Consider the following 15,674-nt stretch of genomic DNA (forward strand, 5'->3'; position numbering starts at 1 on the left):
TGCCGCCCGCTACTTCAGCTTCCCCCGCTTGCGCAGCTCTTTCAGCAGCAGCACCAGAAACTGGGCGTCATCGACCAGATATCTTTTCCACAGTCTTCCCGGCTCCTGGCTAAGCCGCCAGAACCATTCGAGTCCGGAACGCTGCATAAAATCCGGCGCGCGCTTCACGGAGCCCGACAGGAAGTCGAAGGTTGCGCCCACTCCGATCGAGATCGGCGCCCGGTAGGAATTGTAATGGCGGTAAATCCATTTTTCCTGTTTCGGTGCGCCTACGCCGACAAACACGATGTCGGGCTGGCTTTCGTTGAGCAGCCGCACGATATGCCGGTTCTCCTCTTCGTTGTGCTCGAAGCCGTACGAAGGGGAATAACAGCCGACGATGTTCATCTCCGGATAGGACACTTTCAAATTCTGTGTCGCCCGCTCCGGCACGCCCTCCGCTGAACCGAGGAAGAACAGCCGGTATTTCCGCTGCTCGAAGGCATCGCCGAGCCTGCTGAACAGGTCCGAACCGGAGACCTTCTGCTTCAGCGGTTTGCCAAGGATCTTGGAAGCCCAGATCAGCGGCATGCCGTCGGCAACCACCGCGCCCGCTTCGGAATAAACGTTCTGGAACTCCTTGTCCTTGCGCAGCTTGATTACATGATCGACGTTGCAGGTCAGGATGTAGGATTTGTTCCTTTCCCTGATGGTTTTGTCGATGAAATCAAGCAAATCCATGAAATCATAGTTATCGAAGTTGACATCAAACATGTTCACTTGGTTCATCGTATCACTTCTTTTTATGGAGAATCGGCCTACTGTGAAGATCGATACAGGCAGTTCAGGTACCAACAGAACGGAATGATGGATTGGACCGTCGACAGCGTGTTATCGGAGAACGAGTAAATCAGAAATGCGGCGATAAAGTACAAGTAATAAGGCTTCACCGGCGGCGCCAGCGCCCGGTACACGATCATAAAGACCGCGAGCAGGGAGATCAGCAGCAGAACCGCGCCGATATACCCACCGTCGAAATAGAACCGGATGTACTCGTTATGCGGAACGACGAACCCCTTGTAGAGTGTGCCGTCGTTCGCAACCGTAACTGCGCCAAGCCCTCTGCCCGACCATGGCGAATCCGATACTTTGTTCAAGAAGTATTCCCAGGCCTCCGCACGTCCCGACAGGTCCACTCCCGTTTCGGTCGTCCGTTCAAAGGAGCGCTTCTTGATGTTGTCGAGCTGCAGGTAGACGGCGGACAGTATCAGCAGCGCCGAACACAGCAGCGGGATCAGGTACAGCGATTTCCCCTTCAGGTACAGCCTCGAAATATCGTAAAAGTAATACAGTACCATCAGGATGAGCGCCAGCACCGGCCCGCGCGTTCCGGTACCGACCAGGATGAGGAAGTTCAGCGCCAGCATGACGTAAAAGTAACGGATATGCCGGGTACTGCGCTTGATCTCGATAAAAGCGACCGCAACGCCCATGAAGGCCAGCATCGCCAAGTGTGCAGGGATATTGGCTCCCTGAATCCGTACGGCGCCGGTAAATTCCACGTCCAGAAAGGAATGGAGATGCACCACCTGCAAGGCGATGCCCGCGAGTACACTCATCAGCGGCAGCATGGCGATGATGCGGATCTGCTTCTCGGCCACTTCCTTTTTCCAGTTAATCAGCAGGAACACGAAGGGCAGCGACAACCCGATAAACGCTTTAACTGCAATCGACGCGCTCATCGGCGGCAGCCAGTTGGAGAAGCTGAAGGTGATCAGCAGCAAGGCGACCATGGCCCACAGCGGCGCGCTCAACTTCAGCCGCATACCGTTCACCAGAATGCAGGGAACCAGCAGCATCAGGATCACCAGCTTGTAGAGCGAGAGAATTTCGATGCCGAACAGATTGCCGGGATACAGGAAGTTGATCGAGATGGAGGTCGTGAGCAGCACCAGATAACTGATGAGCTCGGGACGCGTGATGGAGACCACCAGCAGAAGGATCGTGAGCGCGGCGGCCACGGCGATCGCGGGCTGGTAGATCACCGCCGTTCCGATGAGCAGCGCGCACAGCATATAGATCATTCTGTAAGGCAAAGCGTTTAGTTTGGAACTCCACCCAAAATTCATCATTCTCTGCTCATCCCCTTACCCTGCCGCGGATTCTCTCTTCCGGTTCCAGATCATATGGAGCGTTCCGCGGATGCTCTCCAGCCGGCATTTATTCAGCAGCTTTCTTCCCTCGCTGCGGGAAATACTTGAATCGACTACGATATAAACGACTTTGGCGGCTGTTTTAAGCAGCAGCACCAACCGGTCTTTCAATCCTTCGCTTTTCATGGCATTGGATATGCCTTGGCTGTAGTACCGCTTCAGAATCCAGTCCTCGGTCAGCCGGCCTGCCGGCACGAAATGGTCGACGGCCATTTGCGGATGGTACAGGATCGAGTGCCCCTCCCGCCGGATCTGCTCGAACAGCCAGGTTTCTTCACCGGACAGGAGCGAATCGCCTTTGCGCCCCAGCTCCAGCGGAAACAGGCTGATATCGAATACCGGCTTGCGCATCGCCATATTGGCGCCGCATGGATGCAGCCGCTTCGGGTATTCGCGTACCCGGCTCCCCAAATCCACGATCGTGTAGGGCAGCTCGAACGGCTTGATCAGCCATTCGGGGCGTCGGCTCTCGAAGATGGGGGCAATCTTGCCGCCCATCGCCATCACTTCCGGATGTTCACCGAAGCTGTCGACGATCGTCCCGATCCAGCTAGGCTCCGGAATGGCGTCATCGTCGAGGAAAGCGATCAGCGGCGACCTGGAAGCCAGGATCCCTGCATTCCGCGCCGCGGACAACCCTTGAACCGGCTCCAGCAAATACCGGATATCCAGCAGCGCGCCGTAGCTGTAGATGAACTTCCGGACTGCCGCAGCCGTATCGTCGGTGGAACGGTTGTCCACCACGATGATCTCGGCCTTGTCCAGATGTTCAAGCGACAGCAGCGACTCCAGCGTCTTTACGAGCAGCGCCGAGCGGTTGTATGTGCAAATGATGATGGAAAGCTCAGGAATGTCTCCGTATATAGACATCGGCATCCCCCAATTTTTAATAGGCGTTTTTGGAACCGAGCAGCATCAGTCCGGTCTTGAAAATAATCTTCAGATCCAGCAAAGTGCTGCGAATTTGGATATATGTCAGATCCAGCTGCACCATTTCGTCGAAACCGACGCTGTTGCGGGCATGAACCTGCCAGTATCCGGTACAGCCCGGCGTGACCAGTAGACGCTGCTTGTCGTATTCCGTGTACTGCGCCACTTCATCCACGAGCGGCGGACGCGGTCCGACGAGGCTCATATGGCCCAACAGCACGTTCCAGAGCTGAGGCAGCTCGTCGATGCTGGTCTTGCGCAGAAATTTGCCGATGCGGGTAATGCGGGGATCGTTTTTGATTTTGAACATCGCTCCGCTGACCTCGTTCATGGCCATCAGATTGGCCTTCAGCTCTTCGGCATTCGAGACCATGGATCTGAATTTGTACATCGGGAACAGCTTTTCGTCCTTGCCGACCCGGTTTTGGCGGAAAAACACTTTGCCCTTCGGATCCTCCAGCTTGATCAGGATGGCAACAACCGCGAACAGCGGCAGCAACACGAGAAGGCCAAGGGCGGCGCATACGACATCGATGATCCGCTTGGTCAGCAGATAGGAATTCATCCTTCCGCCGTCTTCACTTGCGTGCAGCATGTAAAGTTTCGGCAGGACGGCCTCATACTCTTCCGGCAGTTTTTGCATGCTCATCTAACACATACCTCCTAAAAAATTTGTGAGCACTGACATCCTGACTTGGCTTCGCAATAAACCTTGCATCCACTGAAAAAGAACTTAACTGCTTAGCGTCATTTGTCCCGCTTTCGTCAGCCAGTCGGCCATGGCATCCATCACCGGATACCGTAAATCCTCGCTTTGCAGCGCGAATTCCAGCGTGGTCAAGATATATCCGAGGCGTTCTCCGACGTCGTAGCGCGTGCCGTCAAAGTTGTAGGCGTACACCCGCTCGCTTTGGTTCAGCTTCTGGATCGCATCCGTAAGCTGAATCTCTCCGCCGGCGCCTTTTTCCTGAAGATCGAGATACTTGAAAATTTTCGGAGTAAACACGTAGCGGCCCATAATCGCCAGATTGGAAGGCGCAGTGCCGAGGGGCGGCTTCTCGACGAAGTTGTTGACCCGGTACAGCCGGCCGTCCTGCAAATCCGGCTCGATGATACCGTAACGGTTGGTGAACTCGTCCGGAATTTCCTGCACGCCGATGACGGAATTTTGCGTTTCTTCATACTGGTCAATCAGCTGCTTCAGGCACGGCGTTTTGCCGGTTACGATGTCGTCCCCGAGCATTACGCCAAAAGGCTCGTCCCCGATAAAACGTCTGGCGCACCACACCGCATGGCCAAGGCCCTTCGGTTCTTTTTGCCGGATGTAGTGAATTTCGACCTTGGAGGAACGCTGTACTTCCTTCAGCAGCTCCAGCTTTCCATCCTCCAACAGCCGGGATTCCAGTTCAAAAGCGTTGTCGAAATGGTCTTCGATCGCCCGTTTGCCTTTACCGGTGACGATAATGATATCCTCGATTCCGGAGGCGATCGCTTCTTCAACGATGTACTGGATCGTCGGCTTGTTGATGATCGGCAGCATTTCCTTCGGCATCGCCTTCGTTGCCGGCAGGAAACGCGTACCGAGTCCGGCCGCAGGGATAATCACCTTTTTTACCTTTTTCATCGCATGGACCTCCTCAGGTTTATCAGGTTTAATCGGTTTGGTTCATCGCGATCCCGAGGATGCGGGACCCCGTTTGTTCCATCAGCGACTTCAGCTTGCGGAGCGCCTCACGCTTCGACTTGCCGTACCGGGCGACGATGATCACGCCGTCGGTCAGCGGCGCCAGGACGCGGGCATCGCTGTATTCTACAGCCGGCGGCGTATCCAGCAGGATCAGGTCGAAGCTGCCTTTCAGTTCTTCCAGCAGCTGCGGCATCTTGTCGCTGCCGAGCAGGTCCGGCGGACTGACCGCCGCAATGCCGGCGGGAATCACTGCCAGATTGGCCAGATTTCCGAAAACGGCAATATCCTTCGCGTCCTCCTGTCCCCCGAGATAAGCGGCTAATCCTTGGCTGCCTTCAACCTCGAAAATGGTGTGCAGTCCCGGATGTCTCAGGTTACAGTCCACGACCGCAACCTTTTTGCCGTCCTGTACGAAAGACACCGCCAGATTGGCCAGCACGGTTGTTTTGCCCTCGCCGCCTTCCGCCGAGGTGAACAGCAGTACCTTGCCGCCTTCGCCCAGCAGTCCGAGCTGGCGGATATAGGTGCGCAGCGAGCGGAATGATTCCGAGACATGCGAGGCCGGATTTTTATCTGCGATCAAGCTTCTATTCAGCCGTAACATAGGCGCCCTCCCCTACTCTTGCCTTGCTGCCCGCCGCTGCCGCAGCGTCTCGCTTGCGGATCGCGGGAATATTCGCAATCACCGGAAGCCCCAGCTCGAATTCCGCCTCTTTCTCGCTGCGTACGGTGCCATTGAACGTATCCGCCAGCAGGATGATGCCGACGGCCGCCAGCAGCGAAACGACGAAGCTGATGACGATATTCATCAGCGAGCCCCCGTTGGACGGAGCCGGCGATGCCTTCGGATCGGCAGGCGTCAGATACGTGACGTTGTCGATCTTCATCAGCACTGGCAGGCTACGGATGAAATTCTGCGAAACCGCGTTTACGATCTCTGCAGCTTTCGTGTAACTCGCGTCCTCCACCGTCAGGTTAATGACCTGGCTTTTTTCCGAAGTCTTGATTTGCAGCTTGCCGGCAAGCTCGCCTTCACTGAGTCCGAACTCCGGATGCTCCGACACAACGCTTTTCATAATCGTTGGCGATTTAATGATGTCCTTGTAGCTCTCGATGAGGTTGAGGCTAAAATTCAGGTTGTTGAGATTGTTGCTCTCGGGAACGTTGACGATGTTGTTCACGAGCAGCTGTCCGGAGGCGGAGTAGACCGGTTCAACGAAGTTTTTGCTGACGTAGAAGGTAGTAACGCAGGAGATGAATACAAACACCGTGATTAACCATAACCTTTTCTTTAGCAGGTTAATGTAATCTAAAATCGTCTTTTCCACAGTAACCCTCCTTCCACTTGGGATGCGTTCTGAAAGCAATCATGAAAATTTCAAAGTTCTTGCTTTTATTCTATCAATCTGAGGCTGTGCCCACATGGCTCGTACCATCACTTTAAAGTTCACTTTGGGGTAAGCCGTTTTGGTGCGACGGAATAGGATGATGGTATACTTTTGTACCATGCCGGAAATCCCCCTCTAAAAGGAAGCCGCGATATTTATTACCGCAGCGTAAAACGGCAAAAAAAATCGCCCCTACGCATGAACCGGCAGCTGCCGGCTCCGCGAAAGAGCGATGTTATCTGTATATGAGGCATTCAATCATATGACATTTCGAATTTAGCCAGCCCCACGGCATTGGCGTACAGGGCAGCCTGCGTACGGTCGGCGACCTGCAGCTTGGCCAAAATTTGGCTGACATGTTTTTTGACGGTGAACTCGCTGATGAACAGGCGTGAAGCGATATCCTTGTTGCAGGCGCCCTGTCCCAGCTCGATCAGCACTTCCTTCTCCTTCGGCGTAAGCTCGTCGGTCGGGCTGCTGCCGCTCATCCGCATCTTGTCCTCCATCAATCCGGGATCGTAATACTTCCGGCCCTTATGAACCAGCTGGATGGCGAACAGCAATTCCTCGGGCAGCGCTTCTTTCAGCACATATCCGTCGACCAGTACTTCCTCGGCCTTCAAAAAATCTTCCCGGCTTGCCGATGATGTCAGCAAAATGAACTTGCAGACCAGTCCGCGCTTGCGGGCTGCCTTAATGACATCGAGTCCCGATTCGTCGGCCAGCTTCAAATCGATCAGCACAAGATCGGGCGAGATCGCCTCAATGACCTGGAGTGCCTCCTCGCCGCTTGTAGCTTCGCCGGCAAACTCAAGATCCGGTTGCATGGAAATAACCGCGGCCAGACCTCTTCTCACCAAGGGGTGATCATCGACAATGATGATTTTCACTTCATCGACCTCCTGCCTAAAAGTTATGCATTTTTTAGCTCCGCCACACCGACAGGTATCGTAATATGAATCCGCGTGCCCGCATCTTCGCTGCTCGTCAACTGGAAGTCCCCGCCAAGGGACTGTGCCAGATACCGCATATTTTTCATGCCTAATCCGCCGGAGTGATTCTCGCTGTCGGAAAAGACATGCTCGGCATTGAATCCAACCCCGTCATCGACAATCGTCAGTCGGATCCATTTCGGCTTAAGCGCCAGCTCCACCTCTACCCGGCTCGCCGCGCCGTGGCGGATGGCGTTACCCGTCGCTTCGGAAATGATCCGGAAAAGCGCTTTGTGATACGGATAGGGAAGACTGAAATCATCCCCCGTAATTTTGAGCTCAATCTCGACATCGTTTAGCCGGGACAAGCTTTTCAGATGCGAACGAACCATCCCCAGCCAAGTGGGGCCGCCGCTTTTCTTGGAACTGAGGCTGTAGATCGTAATCCGCAGCTCCTTGGCCACCTTGGTTGCCGATTCATGGATGAGCTCGATCTGTTCTTCCAGCTCGGGTTCGGTCATCTTGCGCCACGTCTGCTTCAGCGAGTGGGTGGCATAAACAATGCCGAACAGGCTCTGCGAGACGCTGTCATGCATTTCGTCGGCGATCCGGTTCTGCTCATTGGTGATGATCAGCCGGTTTTCGATCACGCCGAGTTCATGCCGCTGCAAGATAATGGCGCTCAGTTCCGCGAGAAACATCAGCTGCTGGATATACCACCGCCGGCCTTCCAAGCCTTCCGACGATTCCAGCTTCACGCCGATCATCCCGACGAAACGGGTGCTCATCCGCACGGGCATCAGCAGGAAATCGCCGAGGCCCGGCAAGCTTTTGAATACGGGATCCCGCTGCAGCCTCCATTCGTTGCCGTGCTTCTCCAGCTCCGCGAAGAGATGTCCCTCCTCCTCTTGCTGCCATCCGGTCTGGCGGCTCTGCGGTGCAGGCTCGCCGCCGTTTTGCCTGGCGAACCAGAAAAGCGCTTTGTCGAGTTTGGTCAGCTTGACGACATAATCGGTGATTACCTGGCCGATGTTCATGAAATCATGCTGACTGGACGTTTCGACAATGTGATACAGCGATTTGATGTGCTCCATCGTTTCGTTGGTGCGCGCATTCGCTTCTTCACGCTGCCGTTTTAGCCGGTTAACCATTTGCATAATTATAACCGTAAGTACCAGGGCTAGAAACAGGTTGCCATTATCTGCCACGGTTTGCGCAAAGGTTTTGCCGGCGGAGCGCATAAATAAATAGCACGTCGCCACGATTACGCCAAGATATCCGAGAACGACCGTCCAGCCAAAATAGACGGACAATGTTCCTGCCGCAACCAGCACCGGATTCAGCACATACAGTTTGAACGGGCTGTCGTAGCCTCCGGTGAATAAAGTCAGGGCAAGAACGCCAGCCACTTCGACGCTCACCGCAAGCATGAGAATCCGCGGTCTCTTCCGAAGCCTCCGGTAGTAAATCGTAAACAAATAGGCGAATGCAAAAAGTGCGATTATGATAAGGGATTTGATGATTACGGAAGGCCCGGAGAGATTCAGGAGATACATCAGAGCTGTGAGGGACAAAGAAAAATACCGGTAAAACGTAAACATTTTGTCTTCAGCCGTTGCCTTTAATTTCATCCCACCACCCTATTCTCCATCCATTTTGGAAAATTCGAGCAAGATTTAGCTTTTGTTAAAAGCATAATACATGAGAAAAATCACAATAACAAGTTTCGTTATTTATTGACATCGTTTTCATTACAAAAAATTTACATTCAAAATCTTATTTTTACATACTTTTTCGATAGTTTTCATTTTTTTTGGGGCAATGTCAGGAATGCAGGATGGAAATGAAAATATAAAAAGAAGCCTGTCTAGGGGATAGGCAAGCTGTTTTCGGCAGATGAGTTTATTTACGGGCAGTGAAAAATCCATAGCTGCCTGCGGTTATTCGGTTGCCGCAGCGGACGAACCTCGCGGTATATTGCAGATGCAGATCTGGTAACGCTGCTCGCCGACAATATGATATCCGGTACATAAAATACGGATCGCGGGATTGTCAGTGTCTATCCGATGGAGACAGCGGCACAGGATGCAATAATAATCTTTCATGGTTTCATCTCCGGCATACATAGTCTTAAAGTACTACCATGATACCTGTTAATTTTAGCTAAATGATAGCATTCCAATTTTGCGGGTGTCAACAAAAAACTTCAAAATCCGACATCTATCCTCATGAAACAAGCAATTTACTCACTCACCTGTCCCTGCTGCGGCAAACCTGCGGGGACACCCCCATATACGTTTTGAACAATCTGGAAAAATAAAACGGGTCGGCATAATGCAGAAGGCCCGCAATCTCCTTCACTTGAAGGGAGGTGTTCAGCAGGAGGTGCTTGGCCTCGGCCATCTTCAACCGATGAATGTATTCATGCAGCGGATAACCGCTGCTCCCGCGAATCTGTCGCCGCAGCGTGGACATGGAGATATGATGTTTGGCCGCAATGTGCTGGGGTTCCAGCTCTCCATAGACGCAGGAGGCCAGATCGCTGCGCACCCTGGCGAGCAGATCTTCCTGCCGGGCGCTGCCGGAATCTTTGGCGGCATATGCGCGGGCGACAAGCATATTCTCAAGGAGCAATGCGGCGCGGTCGGCATCCGCTGCGGAGCCGCTGTCCATCAGCTCCAGCACCGATTTAAAGGTAGGAAGCCATTCCTCCGGCGGATAGCCCTGCAGTACCGCTCCCCCTTGCAGCAATCCCGCCGCCTTCCATTCCTCCGTCCGCGTTCCGCTGAAATCGATGTAATATTCATCCCAGCTTCCGCCCGGCAGCGGCCCGAACGTATAGGACGCATCCGGCCGGAAAAAGAACATGCTCCCGCCCTGCACCTGCTGGACTTTACCTCCGTTCTCGCAATACGTTCCGGCACCTTGGGCAATATAGACAACAGCCCAATGCCCGAAAACGGCGTCGCTGCGGAACAGCGTTCTTCCGGGCAAATGACCTACCCGCCCGATGCGGATCGTCTTCAGCTTCAGCATGGACGGCCCGACCTTGGGATCGATGACGCGGATCGGATATGGGCTGATCATATAATCCATGAACGTGGACATCATATGCATTCCTCTCTATATTTAGCAGTGATATGGTGGTTATAGTCTTGATCATATTCTACAGGAACAAGGAGTGCACGCGCTATGTCCGATCTTTCTTCCATCCGGCTTTTTCCCGCTCCCAAACATGTATCTGCAGCCCCGGGGGTCTTCGAGCTTCCCTCCACCGGCACAATAAAGCTGGCCGGAGACGCCGGGCGCGAAACGCTGCCCGCCGCCCGCCGGCTTCAGCAGCTCCTCGCCGATACATTGAAGCTAAGCTACCGCCTCTCCGTCGGCACGCGGCCTGCCGATACCGCCGCTTTCCGTTTCAGCCATGATCCGGCGTTATCCAGCGAAGCTTATACCCTTCATATTGCAGACGCTGGGGTCGCGATAACTTACGCTGATCCGGCGGGTGCCTTCTATGCGGCGGCTACGCTGAAGCAGCTCCTGGTCCGCTATGGGCGGACACTGCCTTGCCTCGAAATCAAGGATCAGCCGGATTTCCCGAACCGCGGCCTGATGATCGACATCAGCCGCAACAAAATTCCCAAGCCGGAAACGCTGCTCCGGATCGTCGATCTGATGGCCGATCTCAAGCTGAACCAGCTGCAGCTTTATATTGAAGGTTCCCCATTTGCCTACGAGTCGTTCCCGCAGGTCTGGGAGCTTGAAACGCCGCTCAGCGGAGAAGAAATACTGAGTCTGGACGCTTATTGCCGGGAACGGTATATCCAGCTGGTTCCGAACCAGAACAGCTTCGGCCATATGGAAGACTGGCTCTCCCGGCCGGAGTTCAACCACCTGGCGGAAATACCGGAAGGCTTCATGCTGCCGGATACGATGTTCGATCCTGACCTGTATCCCGAAGGGCTGCCGATGAGACCCGGCACCTTCAATACCTTGGATCCCGAAGTTCCGAAGCTGCTCTCCCGGATGTATGACGACCTGCTACCTTATTTCACGTCTCCGCTGTTTAATGTCGGCTGCGATGAGACTTACGAATTGGGCCTCGGACGCAGCAAGGCGCAGGCTGAAAGCGAAGGCAAGGGGAAGCTCTATCTCTCTTTCCTGCAAATGATCCGGCAACTGGCCGCAGAGCGGGGAAAAACGATGCAGTTCTGGGGCGATATCATCATCCAATACCCGGAACTGATTCCGCAGCTACCGAAGGATATCATTGCCATGGAATGGGGCTACGCCGCAGAGCATCCGTTTGAGGACGATACGCAAAAATTCCGCGATGCGGGGATTCCGTTCTACGTCTGTCCCGGCACCAGCTCCTGGAATTCCATCACCGGCCGCACGGACAACATGCTCGGCAATCTGCGCAATGCGGCAATTCACGGCAAGCGAAACGGCGCAGAAGGTTATCTCATTACCGATTGGGGCGACCATGGACACTGGCAGCAGCTTCCCGTAAGCTATGCAGGATTTGTCTACGGCGCAGCGCTGGCCTGGCAGGTTGAGAACAACATAGAGGCCGATGCCGCCGAATATCTGGACCGCTTCGTCTTTGAAGACCGTGCGGGCGAACTCGGCAAACTGCTGCTCGACATGGGGAACTATTACACCCTGGAGTCGGGAAAATACCGGCCGAACGATACCGAGCTGTCGATGATGCTGCGCTGCAACCTGGAGAACCTAGGATTTGCCGAGCAAATCGGCGCGGAAGGTTTTGCGAGACTTGAGGCGTATTTCGCCGGGATCGAACGCCGCCTGGACCTGCCGGAGCCCCATTCCGGCGACGCCGCTTTGCTCCGGCGTGAGCTCGGCTGCGGCCTGCATTTCCTGAAGCATGCCGTTCAGCTCGGATTCTTCAAGCTGCAGCTTGCGCGTCAGCAGCCGGATGCCGGAGCGCTGCAGGCGCTGATCCAGGATCTGGATCTGCTGCTGCATGAATACCGGCTGCTCTGGACGGAGCGCAACCGTCCCGGCGGCCTGGAGCGCAGCACCGCGAAGCTGGAGCGGCTGCGCGGGCAGTACGCGGCGATGCTGGCCGCGTTGTAGTTGCTTGGGCACGCGAGATGCGGGCCCAATAACGGCACTTTTGCCGTTGGTTCCAGCTCCCGGCCCGAGCATAAATCAAGCCGCCCCGGTACCGATTTTCATGGTGCCGGGGCGGCTTTTTTCCATATTCCGCCGTCCTTTTGCATTCCGAAAATCTATCCTTGTACCTATAGCGGGCGAATACTATAATCGGGATATATAGAATATTTTTCCTGATTCTCCACTCTATCTGGACGGGGGACAAGTCTATGGAATGGCTGGATACATACGAAAGCGAACTGCATGTTGTGTTCAATGAAGGCAAACGCATTTTGGCGGATTTCCCGCCGCCGCTGAACCGGTACGGCATGTCTTATCTGGAGCGGTTCGACGTTTTCGCCACGGGCAGCCGTAAAAACTACATCTGTTACCTGCTTCCCTTCTGGCTGCGCGACGAATTCTCTCTTGATCCGGAGACGGCGCGCCGGATGGCGCTCGGCAACGTCCTGTGCATGCTGTATTTTTTTCTCCAGGACGATGCGATGGACAGCGGTACGGTCGCCGTCTGGCAGCTCCCGCTGGCCAATCTGCTGTATGCGGAATTTCTCAACCTGTACCGGCCGCTTTTTCCTGCGCATTCGCCGTTTTGGGCGTATTGCAACCGCTATCTTAGGGAGTGGGCCGACAGCGTCACGAATGAAGCCGAAGGCGATTATTTCTTCAAAGACCGCCGCCGGATCGCCCACAAAGCCAGTCCGCTCAAGCTTTCAGGCGCTGCCGCCATGCTGCTTTCCGGAAACAACGGTTTGATTGAGCCGCTGGGCCAGGCCCTGGACGAAACGCTGATTGCGCTGCAAATGCTGGATGATTACGAAGACTGGGAAGCCGACTGGCATGAAGGCGGATATAACTGCCTGCTGTCGCTCGCTGCACATTCGGGGCAGCGGTCGGGATCGCTTTTGACGCAGGAGTATATCCGTAGTTATATTTATACGTTCGGGGGACTTTCGGTCTATGCGGACATTGCCGTCGCCCGTTACCGGGAACAGCAGGAGACCGGGCAGCAGTTTGGCCGGCTTTCCGCCTTCCACCGGGAGCTTGTCGGCAACCTGCGGGGGATCGCGGATGCTGTAGAAGCCGAGAAGAATTTGCTGAGTCGCGGGGGACTGGAGTACTATCTAGCGAAATTCCAATAATCTACAATATTGTCATAGAATTATAGAGAAACGTGTGCTATACTCATGAGGAAAAAATATCCATATTGAGTGAGGAAGGGTGATTGTTAATGTCTACAGCAATTCTTACGAATCAAGTGATTCAGAAGGCATGGGAAGATCCAAGTTTCAAATCCAGATTGCTCGCCAATCCGAAAGCGGCTATCCGCGAAGTACTTGGTATTGATTTCCCCGACAATATCACACTCAAAGCTGTGGAAGAAGGCGCCAGCGAATTCTATCTCGTCATTCCTCCCAGCCCCTCATCCGGCGTTATGAGCATTAAAGAGAAAGAAAAAGCACTCGGTTCCTGGTAAGACCCCCCATCAGGTTTAACTTCGGAAGGAGCTGGACGAGTTCGGCGCTTCTGCCAGCGGCAGAACGGTCACCGATTCCGTTCCGGCTCCTTTGCTGCTTGAAAAACGGACTTCCCCATGCATGGCCTCGATAATCCGGAAGGTAACCATCAGGCCCAGGCCGGTACCTTTTGTTTTATTGGAGAAATACGGTTCGCCCAGTCGGCTGAGCACATCCCCGTCCATTCCCTCGCCGTTATCCTTAATATGAATGTACACCTTATCCCCTTTGCCGTAGGCGCGCATATGAATGACGCCCTCTTCGCCGAGCGATTCGATGCTGTTCTTGATCATGTTGATAAAAGCCTGCTTAAATTTCGAGGAATTCCCCTTGACCCAGAGCTGATCTTCGAGTTCCAGAAGCATTTTGCCTCCGCTCAAATGGCAGAGCGGCAGCAGGATGCTCTCAATGTGCTTAAACTCATCATGCACGTTAAGCACGGAGATTTGTTCGAATTCAGGTTTGGCAAAGGTGAGGAAGTCCGTAATGATACTGGCCGCCCGGTCCAGTTCGCTGAGCGCCATGGACAAATAACGCTGCTCATCGCCGCTGGCCTGTTCGCTAAGCAGTTGCAGAAACCCGCGCGTTACCTGCAGTGGATTGCGTACCTCATGAGCCACGGAAGCCGCCAGCTCGCTGATGATCTCCATTTTTTCCGAACGCTGAAGTTCGTTGTTGAAGAGCTCCAGCTCCCGGGAGTATTTGACGACCTGCAGGTGATTTTGGGCAAGGCGCCGCCCCAGAATAACGATCAGCGACAGAATGAACACAACGAGCGCCCATTTCCAGTAGATCAGGTCATAATTGCCGCCCTGCACGTAATACCAGATCAGCTCTGCGACGCCGGTAAGCGCCGCTGTTCCAAAACCGACCGCAAAAATAATCGCATCCTTGTTGCCCTTCAGCGAATAAATAATGACGCAGGCAATCAGCAGAATAAACTGGAGGATCAGCAGGATCCCAATAACCGTAGTAGAGACAAAATAATAGAATTCCACGAACCGGTTGCCGGACAGCAGATTGATTAGCAGGCAAACTGTGCAAAAGATGGAATATGCCATCTGGAATTTGCGGAAATTGCGGATGATATTATACTTGCCGGGTCCGAAAATCTGCTCGAACAGATACGTGAGCGCAGGCAGAAGCGACAGCAGGCCGACATCGAAGAAGACAATGCTCAGCTCGCCTAGATAACTGTAGAATGTATAGATGTAAGGAGAGTAGGTAACCGCCATGACGCCCGTTGAGGCAATCACAATCGACAGCGACACGGCAATCGGGAAATACTCCTTGTTCAAATAAAAGGCGCAGACAAACAAAACCAGCGCGACAAACAAAAAGGAACTGCCCAGCAGGATATCGATTAGTCCGCGTTTGACATAATCCTTGATCAAATCGCTGTGCTCGCCCAGAAGCACCTCGTCTTCGATGCCGATCCGGTCCTGGAGCGTCTTGGTCCATATGTACAGCGTATGCCCGGAATCCTCCTGGGTAAGCGGGAGCAGCAGGGAATAATGATCTTTAATGTAGCTCCGGTCCTCTGCAAAAATCAGCCGGTCGTCCACGTACACCTTCACATTCAGCGCATAAAGCGTCTTGATGTACAATGCGGGAGCAGCGTAGTTATATTCCGGCAGCCGGACTTGGATCCACGCCGAGGAAACGCCACCCGGGAGCTTCGTCGTACCGTCGTCTGTGTCTACCCGGAACCATCCGTCCGAATGGGCTGCGGGCAGATTATCGCCGGTGTCGGCAGAGGTTCCTCCCCATTTCACTTCCCAGCTCCCGATCGCCCGTGGGGCATTGTAGCTTTCCGCCGATGCCGAATAACCGTAAGTCATAAAAAACAGAATCAACACGGCTGTCATATGTAGACTTTTAACGATCAAGCGCAT

At 54.1% G+C, this 15,674-nt stretch carries 14 protein-coding genes; 3 read left to right on the forward strand and 11 right to left on the reverse strand.

The window, feature by feature from the left end:
• Positions 1-9: 9 nt before the first annotated feature.
• The 10 genes from BMW84_RS14160 to BMW84_RS14205 all read right to left on the reverse strand — a co-directional run bounded on the left by BMW84_RS14160 (position 10) and on the right by BMW84_RS14205 (position 10,240).
• Positions 10-768 (reverse strand): WecB/TagA/CpsF family glycosyltransferase, encoded by a 759-nt coding sequence (locus BMW84_RS14160; RefSeq protein WP_091069486.1) that lies wholly within the window; start codon positions 766-768, stop codon positions 10-12.
• A 29-nt stretch (positions 769-797) separates the two neighbouring features.
• Positions 798-2,111 (reverse strand): O-antigen ligase family protein, encoded by a 1,314-nt coding sequence (locus BMW84_RS14165; protein WP_091069488.1) that lies wholly within the window; start codon positions 2,109-2,111, stop codon positions 798-800.
• Between the two features lie 15 nt (positions 2,112-2,126).
• Positions 2,127-3,062, reverse strand: coding sequence for a glycosyltransferase (locus tag BMW84_RS14170; RefSeq protein WP_091069489.1), 936 nt, complete (start codon positions 3,060-3,062; stop codon positions 2,127-2,129).
• Positions 3,063-3,078: 16 nt separating this feature from the next.
• The gene (locus BMW84_RS14175) at positions 3,079-3,771 is read right to left on the reverse strand and encodes a sugar transferase (RefSeq protein WP_091069491.1); all 693 of its coding nucleotides are present in this window, start codon (positions 3,769-3,771) and stop codon (positions 3,079-3,081) included.
• An 84-nt stretch (positions 3,772-3,855) separates the two neighbouring features.
• Positions 3,856-4,746: a UTP--glucose-1-phosphate uridylyltransferase GalU gene (gene galU, locus BMW84_RS14180; protein ID WP_091069492.1), complete on the reverse strand. Its 891-nt coding sequence runs from the start codon at positions 4,744-4,746 to the stop codon at positions 3,856-3,858.
• A gap of 28 nt (positions 4,747-4,774) precedes the next feature.
• Positions 4,775-5,413 (reverse strand): CpsD/CapB family tyrosine-protein kinase, encoded by a 639-nt coding sequence (locus BMW84_RS14185; RefSeq protein WP_091069494.1) that lies wholly within the window; start codon positions 5,411-5,413, stop codon positions 4,775-4,777.
• Entirely contained in the window at positions 5,397-6,137 is a 741-nt protein-coding gene (locus tag BMW84_RS14190) for a YveK family protein (RefSeq protein ID WP_091069496.1), read from the reverse strand. The genes BMW84_RS14185 and BMW84_RS14190 overlap by 17 nt, the downstream gene beginning before the upstream one ends.
• A 314-nt stretch (positions 6,138-6,451) precedes the next feature.
• A complete protein-coding gene (locus BMW84_RS14195) occupies positions 6,452-7,087 on the reverse strand; it encodes a response regulator (protein ID WP_091069498.1) in 636 nt (211 codons plus the stop codon).
• 23 nt (positions 7,088-7,110) lie between these two features.
• On the reverse strand, positions 7,111-8,760 hold the full coding sequence (locus tag BMW84_RS14200) for a sensor histidine kinase (RefSeq protein WP_091069499.1): 1,650 nt from the start codon (positions 8,758-8,760) through the stop codon (positions 7,111-7,113).
• Positions 8,761-9,379: 619 nt separating this feature from the next.
• Entirely contained in the window at positions 9,380-10,240 is an 861-nt protein-coding gene (locus tag BMW84_RS14205; RefSeq protein WP_175498817.1) for an AraC family transcriptional regulator, read from the reverse strand.
• An 81-nt stretch (positions 10,241-10,321) separates the two neighbouring features.
• Between BMW84_RS14205 and BMW84_RS14210 the strand changes: the two genes are divergently transcribed.
• The 3 genes from BMW84_RS14210 to BMW84_RS14220 all read left to right on the forward strand — a co-directional run bounded on the left by BMW84_RS14210 (position 10,322) and on the right by BMW84_RS14220 (position 13,739).
• A complete protein-coding gene (locus BMW84_RS14210) occupies positions 10,322-12,229 on the forward strand; it encodes a glycoside hydrolase family 20 zincin-like fold domain-containing protein (RefSeq protein ID WP_091069503.1) in 1,908 nt (635 codons plus the stop codon).
• Positions 12,230-12,477: 248 nt separating this feature from the next.
• Positions 12,478-13,404 carry a hypothetical protein gene (locus BMW84_RS14215; protein ID WP_091069505.1) on the forward strand — a complete coding sequence of 309 codons (927 nt, stop codon included), beginning with the start codon at positions 12,478-12,480 and terminating at the stop codon, positions 13,402-13,404.
• 89 nt (positions 13,405-13,493) lie between these two features.
• Positions 13,494-13,739: an NHLP leader peptide family RiPP precursor gene (locus tag BMW84_RS14220; protein ID WP_091069506.1), complete on the forward strand. Its 246-nt coding sequence runs from the start codon at positions 13,494-13,496 to the stop codon at positions 13,737-13,739.
• 15 nt (positions 13,740-13,754) lie between these two features.
• Here the strand turns inward: BMW84_RS14220 and BMW84_RS14225 are convergent, their stop codons facing one another.
• On the reverse strand, positions 13,755-15,647 hold the full coding sequence (locus tag BMW84_RS14225; protein WP_254772989.1) for a sensor histidine kinase: 1,893 nt from the start codon (positions 15,645-15,647) through the stop codon (positions 13,755-13,757).
• Between the last annotated feature and the right edge of the window lie 27 nt (positions 15,648-15,674).

This window comes from Paenibacillus sp. NFR01 (assembly GCF_900111565.1).
Taxonomy (GTDB): Bacteria; Bacillota; Bacilli; order Paenibacillales; family Paenibacillaceae; genus Paenibacillus_AQ.